Genomic DNA, 7,562 nt, shown 5'->3' with positions numbered 1-7,562 from the left:
GGTGTTACCTATCATGTCGCAAGCGATTCCAGATAGGGCCGCATGACGTTCTGAACACGGCAAACCTTAGCGTATTGCCAGAGGTCATCCATGGTGCAGCGCCGCGACCGCCAGCATTCCCTGAGTGCCTCGATGGAAACATCCAGCCCAATTTTATTTCGATACTTGAAGCAATCGGCCACAGTCTTTGCTGGTGTGAATACGGGTACGACTACCCCCTCAATCCGGTGCTCCTCCACGCCAGCATCGAGCGCTGCCGAAGAGAAACGGACAATACGTAGAGGAGGGTACTCCATACGTGGCCGCCAGGCCTTCTCACCAATGGCCAGCCAGACTTCGAAGGGTGACTGTGTGGTGAGTTCATGAAATCGAAGCGCAGACAGGAGACAAACCACCCCTTTCGGTACGCGTTTGCAGGCCTCGGCCAGAGAGCGGTGCTCGCTCACGTTAGTGTCAGAAAGCACGTAGAGTCCCCTACTGATTCGTTGCACCTTACCGGCTGCATGGAGCCTACTGAGATAGATCCGTGGGATGCCGTAAGGATCGAGGTCCCGGGGACGCAGAACCCCTTCCTTTTGTACCAGTTCCAGCACTTTGTCTGTCTGTGTTGTTTGAGTCATTAAGTATGAATGTTACATTACATAGGAAAAAATATACAAAGCCCGAGGAATTGTAACACAGGCAGGTAGAAAGACCGGGGGTGGTCATCGGTATAGTTAATAGGAGTTAAAGTTTAACTACTCCCTCATGACTTGCTTTGCATATTCATACGAGGGGGATACTCCTCTCTGGTGCCAGCGCAGAGGCATTCAGCTCGAAATCTTCATGCCTGCTGAAGCGGCAGCGTCGTTTGGCCTCGACCCACTGTCGATCCTTGTTAGAACCCTGTCGTTTCGATTTGGCCACGGATGCTTTCCCGGTAAGTACTGAATGTCAGTCTCGTTTAGTCTACTCCAGGACAGAAGCAGCCTGCGAAAGAAGCTCGTCGCTTTGTCTGATAAGATTGTCCGCTTGAGCTTCATCCACCCCGGGTTGATCCTCCCGCAGACGGGCGATCAGGGATAAAGTTTCGGCTGGCAGCAGGTTCGTCTGTACTAGCGTTGACTCGATCAGTTCCTGGGCTGGTGGGTTTTCAGTGTCGTGACCCCGCCAAAAGAGCAGGGCGTGCAAGGCTGTCTCCACGGCCTCACGCATCGGGGCGAGTGCTTCTGTTGAAAAACCGCCTTCGGTGAGCACTTTCGCCATTCGCCGTTTATGTTCACTCTGGGCCAGGCGGTTGCGGGCCTCGGTCAGATGTTTTGATTGTTCGTCATCTTTTGGCTTATCTGCGGCCGGGGCGCGGTACACCGTTCTGACTGTATCCTGGTTGGTGTTCAAGACGCCGGCTTCGATCAGTTGCTGGATGGTCGCGAAGGCATCCCGGTCCAGCAGTTTCAATTGCGGCGTCTGCTCGGGGAACTGTTCTTGCAATTGCCGGGTAAGGGCATTCTGCAGAGCGTCGCTCAGCCGGTCTGCCACCACCAGCAGAGTCTGCTGTGTTCCCTCGCCGTGCAGTTCCATCAGTTTCAGTTGATGGCTCCACTGTGAAAGAATATTGTCCCGCAGACGATCGAGCGGATCGCTGGGTGGCATTTGTGGTTCTTTTGACGCACCCGTTATCAGGGCATCGATTCGTTCCAAAAAAGCGGCTCGACCGGAGGGGAGATCCATTTCATTTTTGCCTTTACCATCCACCACACCTTCAGCCAGGGAACGCTTCTGCTCCAGCAGAGAGAGCATGCGGTGTTCGATGGAGTCTCTGGATACAAGATTGATTACCTGCACCGGGCGTTTCTGATGTTTGCGCCAGGCACGGGCGATGCGTTGTTCCAGTTTTGCCGGATTCCAGGGCATATCCAGGTTGATCACTACATCGGCCACCTGCAGGTTGAGTCCTACGGAGCCCGAGTCGGTGGAGAGGAATAATCGGCACTCGGGATCGTCCTTGAATCGTCGGATCTCTTCACGGCGTTTTGGCTGTGGGATCTTGCCGGTATGCAAAGCGTAGTGCAGCCCCATCTCCTCGGCCTGTGATCGGACCAGCTGCAGCATGCGCTCCCACTCGGAAAAGATAATGATCTTGTGGTCGCCATCTTCCATGATTTCCTGGAGGATGCTGCCAAGCTCCTTCAGCTTGGGTGAAATGCGGCAATTCTGGTCCAGAATATAGGGCGTGTCACAGAGCATGCGCATGCAGGCCAGATTGCGTTGAAGCTGTTCCATCTCCTCTTTTTTCAGTGGCCTCTTTTTGGCCGTAGCGGCAAGACGCGCCACTCTCGATTCATACTCCCCGTAGCGCAGCACCTGCTCTTTGTGCATGGGGACGAAATAGGTGTTTATCGTGCGACCCGGCAGCTGCCCCTCTACTTCCTCTTTACGTCGGCGCAGCATGATGGGCCGCAGTCTTTTATGCAGCTGATCGAGGTTCCTATAGCCAACGGCGCGCCCTTTTTCGTCCAGTTTGTAAAAATCACGGTTGAAGCGGAACAGGGGGCCGAAGATATGTGGGTCGGAGGAACTGAATGATCGAGTAGATCTCGTCGATGCGGTTCTCTATCGGTGTGCCGGTAAGCACAAAAGCGTAGGGGCTTTTCAGGCGCTTGATTGAGATAGCCGTCTTGGTTTGCCAGTTCTTGATGCGCTGAGCCTCATCCAGAATGATGACATCCGGGATCAGGATGGTATTGATCTCCTCTGCATCTGATCGAATCTGCTCATAGTTGGCAAGTGAGAAGAATGCGGGGTCTTCGTATTGGCGCAGACGTTTGGCACGCGTCCCCTGGATAATGCTTGCAGGCAGGCTGGTGAATTTGTCGATCTGTTCCTCCCATTCGCCCTTGAGCGAAGCGGGGGAGATTACCAGTACCCGCCGGATGCCCGAGGTACGGCGCAGCAGCTCACAGGCGGCGATTGCCTGCACCGTTTTGCCCAGGCCCATCTCGTCCGCCAGCAGGGCACGGCCGGTGAATGCCAGGTGCAGCATGCCTTCCTGCTGGTAAGGGTAGAGAGGGTGCTTGACAAGATCGAGGCTCGCATTTCCTGCTGCCACCTCGGTCTCGAAGTGTTGACGGCTGCGGATCCGTTGCGCGCTCCTGTCCAGTGTATCGAGCCAGGTATTCAACTCATGTGAACTCCGAAACCTGCGCCTGACAGCTGGATGAGCGGTGTTAATTGTCCGTTGCATGGCAGGCAGTGTGTCGAGGGGATTACCTGCCAGAATGTTGTCGCTGGAAAAGAAGGGGGTGATAAGATCCCGAGCCTTGGAACGGCGATGGCCCCCTTCCGGCCAGCGTATCCGGACTTGGTGGTCCCGCCGGTCCAGAAAGATTTCGATGTATGGACTGCCTTTGGCAGCCGCATTCTGGAAAGCGCGCTTGCGCCTGTACTGGAGCCGGTTCAGCGTTGCCTCGATATGCTTACAGGTGCCCAGGCCATTGATACGGTGGTCGGGGCAGTCGCAGCTATTGATGGGTTCTGCAAGTGAGCGAATCTCTACACGGTAAGTTTGCTCGTTGTTGGAGTCGACTTGGTAGACACCGAAAAAATTGTCGTCCTGCGCTTGGGATTCAATCCGTGAAGGTTCATTCAGACCGCGCAAACGACGGCGTTCGATCTCATCTGCGTCACTGGTTGACCAGCCTGATGGCCGGGCCAGTCTTTGGGATTTTTTATTGCGTTTCTTTGTTTTCGACATGATGGGTAGGTATCGTATGGATGGTTTACGAATTTATAACAACTATTCTACTGAAAATTTTCAACAATGGTATTTGACAAAGAACCCGCCGGATATGGGAAAACTGCGATGTTTAGGGTCCGATGTTGGGTCTTTAGGGTCAGAGTAAAAATTCCTGCTTACCTAACCAGTAGAGCTGCTTCAAATATCCATTTTCACTCTGACCCCAAATATCCTTCAGTAGCTGGATATGTGAGTGGACACTTTTAAGCTTCGGTCCGATTTCGAGGGATGAACTCCATCGTTGTTGGCGTCTTCGAATATCTTCGTTGCGGCATTCTGTATGGCAGTCTTGTCTTTTTCTATAAACATGAGGAAAGAAGTTGCGAAGAGATCCGCAAAGTGCTCGTACTCCTTGCCCGCCCCGGTGAAGCCTGGATATATAGCGGTCTGCATTGCAAGGAATGCTTTGCGTAGTGGATAGTCTACTGCATGCCCAGCTTCGTGGCACAGGGCGAACAATGTGACGAACTTTCCACATCTGTAGATATCACAGGAAATCTTTATGGTGCCACTCTTGTTCTCAGTCGTATGGATTGCCTTGGAAGGATTGGCATAACTCAAGCTGCTGCAGCTCTCTTTCATTAGTGCAATGCCTTTGGACACCAGGATTGCATCCATATTCTCGAAGGGTTTTGCCGATCCGTACCTGCCAAGGCCCTGATTCAGGTAGTACTTGAAATTCTTGATGGTCGCAATTCCTTCTTTCAGCTCTTTCGCTGATTTCATCAGTTCATCAATGTCCAGGGTCAGCATGGTGCAGAGAGCGGTAAGGGCATCCTTCTTGTTCCCCAGCTTATCTACGGGAACGTACTTCAATATATCCTCGTGCTTCAGATACTCGAAAGCTGTCTGGAGCTCCTTTTCTGTGTAATCCGGCATGGCGAAAAACTCCTATGCGTCAATAGGACCGATCAATAGCGATCAATAGGCTCAGACTCGATTAAATTCAGTTGCAACCAGCGAGACTCACTCCAATAAACAATCTACTCAAACCCATAACTAAACTCACCCCCCTCAACGCCAACATGTACCCGTTCGATAGGCTTGGCTTCCATCATCCGCTTGAGCAATTCCTCGCTGATGGTGGGTAGCACAGTATTGGTTAAGATCGTATCGATCATGCGCCCGCCGCTCTCCAGTTCGGTACAGCGGTCGGTGATGAGTTTGATCACGTCGTCGTCGTAGCTGAAGGGGATTTTGTGATTCTCGCGGATGCGTTTTTCAATGCGCCCAAGCTGCAGTTTGGCGATAAGTCCGATCACCTCGTCGCTGAGCGGGTAGAAGGGGATAACCACCAGACGGCCGAGCAGGGCGGGCGGGAAGATCTTGAGCAGTGGTTCGCGCAGGGCCTTGGCGATGCCTTCGGGTTCCGGCATCAGCTCCGGGTCAGCACACAGATTGGTAATCAGGTCGGTGCCGGCGTTGGTGGTGAGCAGGATGAGGGTGTTCTTGAAGTCGATCACCCGGCCTTCGCCGTCCTCCATCCATCCCTTGTCGAAGACCTGGAAGAAGATTTCGTGCACGTCAGGGTGGGCCTTCTCCACCTCGTCCAGCAGCACCACGCTGTAGGGGCGGCGGCGCACCGCTTCGGTAAGCACACCACCTTCGCCATAACCGACATAACCGGGAGGGGCACCCTTGAGTGTGGATACGGTATGGGCCTCCTGGTATTCGCTCATGTTGATGGTGATGATATTCTGTTCACCGCCATAGAGGGTTTCGGCCAGGGCCAGGGCGGTTTCAGTCTTACCTACGCCGGAGGTGCCTGCCAGCATGAAGACACCGATAGGTTTGTTCGGATTGTCGAGGCTGGCGCGGGAGGTCTGGATGCGGCGGGTGATCATCTCCAGGGCGTGGCGCTGGCCGATGATACGCTGCTCCAGGGCGTCTGCCAGATGAAGAATAGTCTCTATCTCATTCTTGACCATGCGGCCCACGGGGATGCCTGTCCAGTCCTGAACCACCGAGGCGACGGCTTGCCCGTCCACTGAGGGCAGGATGAGGGGATGCTCTCCCTGAAGTTCGTGGAGTTCGTTTTGCAGTCCCTTCAGCCGTGTCAGTAACGCCTGACGTTCCTCGTCGGAGAGGGCCTCTTCGTCTCTGCCTGTCGTGTCTTCGACAGAGATATCTTCTGCTGCGGCATCCGCCGCTCTCTCTAAATCACTGTCGGTACCTTCCACCTTGCGGGTGGTGGCCCGTAGTTTTCCCCGGATGTCGAGGATCTGTTCGACCAGTGTTTTTTCGTTGTTCCAGCGTTCGTCCAGGTCTTCCAGCCGTTTTTCCTCTGCTGCCAGAGACTCATTGGCCTCCGTTTCCCGTACGGTGGTGTCGATACCGACGTTTTTCTCCCGTCCGATGATTTCGAGTTCGGTTTTCAGGGCCTGGATGCGCTTACGCGAATCGTCCACCTCCGCAGGCACTGCGTACTGGCTGATGGCCACCCGGGCACAGGCGGTGTCGAGCAGGCTCACTGACTTGTCGGGCAGTTGGCGCGCCGGGATGTAACGGTGGGAGAGTTTGACCGATGCCTCCAGGGCCTCGTCCAGCAGTTGCACCTTGTGGTGGTGCTCCATGGTGCTTGCCATGCCCCGCATCATGAGGATGGCCTTCTCCTCCGATGGCTCGTCTATCTGGACCACCTGAAAACGGCGGGTGAGGGCGGGATCTTTTTCGATGTATTTCTTGTACTCGGCCCAGGTGGTGGCCGCCACCGTGCGCAGGGTGCCGCGAGCCAGAGCCGGTTTCAGCAGATTGGCCGCATCGCCGGTACCAGCTGCGCCGCCGGCGCCCACCAGGGTGTGGGCCTCGTCGATGAAGAGGATGATCGGTTTTTCAGAAGACTGTACCTCTTCGATTACCTGTTTCAGGCGGTTTTCAAACTCACCTTTCATGCTGGCGCCGGCCTGTAACAGACCTACGTCCAGGGAGCGCAGGGTGACGTTCTGCAGCGGGGGGGGAACGTCGCCAGCGGCAATGTGCTGGGCGAAGCCTTCAACCACGGCGGTCTTGCCCACTCCAGCCTCACCGGTGAGGATTGGGTTGTTCTGGCGTCGTCGCATGAGGATATCAATGATCTGGCGTATCTCCTCGTCGCGGCCGACGATCGGATCCATCTTGCCGGATGCCGCCTCGGCGGTGAGGTCCACGGTGAACTGGTTTAGCGCCTCCTGCTTGCCCATCTGAGCCGGGGCGATGGCGCCGCTGGCCTCACCGGGGGCAACGCCGCCACCCACCTGGAAGCCGTCCGTGGCGTGCAGGGTCGCTTCAGGGGAGTCGCCTACCACTTCGTCGAATCGGTCGGTGAGGGTCTCCAATTTGAGCTTCTGGAACTCTTTGGAGATGCTGCTCAGAGCGTGCGTGAGGCTACGGGTCTTGAGGATGCCGACCACCAGATGACCCGTGCGCACCTGGGATTCTCCGAACATCAGCGTGCCGTAGAGCCAGCCCCGTTCCACTGCTTCCTCGATGTGTGCGGAGAGGTCGGAGATGGAGGTGGAACCGCGAGGCAGGCTGTCCAGGATTTCGGTGATGTCCCTGACCAAGTGAGAGGGATCCAGGCTGAAATACTTGATGATGTGGTGAAGGTCGGAGTCTTTCAGTTGCAAAATCTGGTGAATCCAGTGCACCAGTTCCACGTAGGGGTTGCCCCGCATCTTGCAGAAGACTGTGGCGCTTTCGATGGACTTGTAACCGACGCTGTTGAGTTTGCCGAACAGGGCGGTGCGACTGATTTCAGACATCCTGATATCCCCTTTGTTGTTTTCCTGATGATCTTGTATCCACACAA

At 55.2% G+C, this 7,562-nt stretch carries 6 protein-coding genes; all 6 read right to left on the bottom strand.

Annotated features, from left to right (window positions below; genetic code table 11):
* Window positions 1–11 precede the first annotated feature (11 nt).
* Entirely contained in the window at window positions 12–620 is a 609-nt protein-coding gene (locus G9Q73_RS14250; RefSeq protein WP_177420364.1) for a type IV toxin-antitoxin system AbiEi family antitoxin domain-containing protein, read from the bottom strand.
* 145 nt (window positions 621–765) lie between these two features.
* Complete coding sequence (locus G9Q73_RS14245) at window positions 766–906, bottom strand: hypothetical protein (protein WP_177420363.1); 141 nt, start codon at window positions 904–906, stop codon at window positions 766–768.
* Window positions 907–948: 42 nt separating this feature from the next.
* Entirely contained in the window at window positions 949–2,499 is a 1,551-nt protein-coding gene (locus G9Q73_RS14240; RefSeq protein ID WP_281397626.1) for a helicase-related protein, read from the bottom strand.
* A gap of 10 nt (window positions 2,500–2,509) precedes the next feature.
* A complete protein-coding gene (locus G9Q73_RS20045) occupies window positions 2,510–3,733 on the bottom strand; it encodes a DEAD/DEAH box helicase (RefSeq protein WP_177420361.1) in 1,224 nt (407 codons plus the stop codon).
* 216 nt (window positions 3,734–3,949) lie between these two features.
* Window positions 3,950–4,654, bottom strand: a complete 705-nt coding sequence (locus G9Q73_RS14230) for an ImmA/IrrE family metallo-endopeptidase (RefSeq protein ID WP_177420360.1) — start codon at window positions 4,652–4,654, stop codon at window positions 3,950–3,952.
* Window positions 4,655–4,758: 104 nt separating this feature from the next.
* Window positions 4,759–7,515 (bottom strand): type VI secretion system ATPase TssH, encoded by a 2,757-nt coding sequence (gene tssH, locus G9Q73_RS14225; RefSeq protein ID WP_177420359.1) that lies wholly within the window; start codon window positions 7,513–7,515, stop codon window positions 4,759–4,761.
* Between the last annotated feature and the right edge of the window lie 47 nt (window positions 7,516–7,562).

The sequence above is a fragment of the endosymbiont of Lamellibrachia barhami genome (genome assembly GCF_011947365.2).
GTDB lineage: Bacteria > Pseudomonadota > Gammaproteobacteria > Chromatiales > Chromatiaceae > QGON01.
The sequence above is the reverse complement of the archived record's forward strand: the minus strand, read 5'-3'. Positions and strand labels throughout refer to the sequence as shown.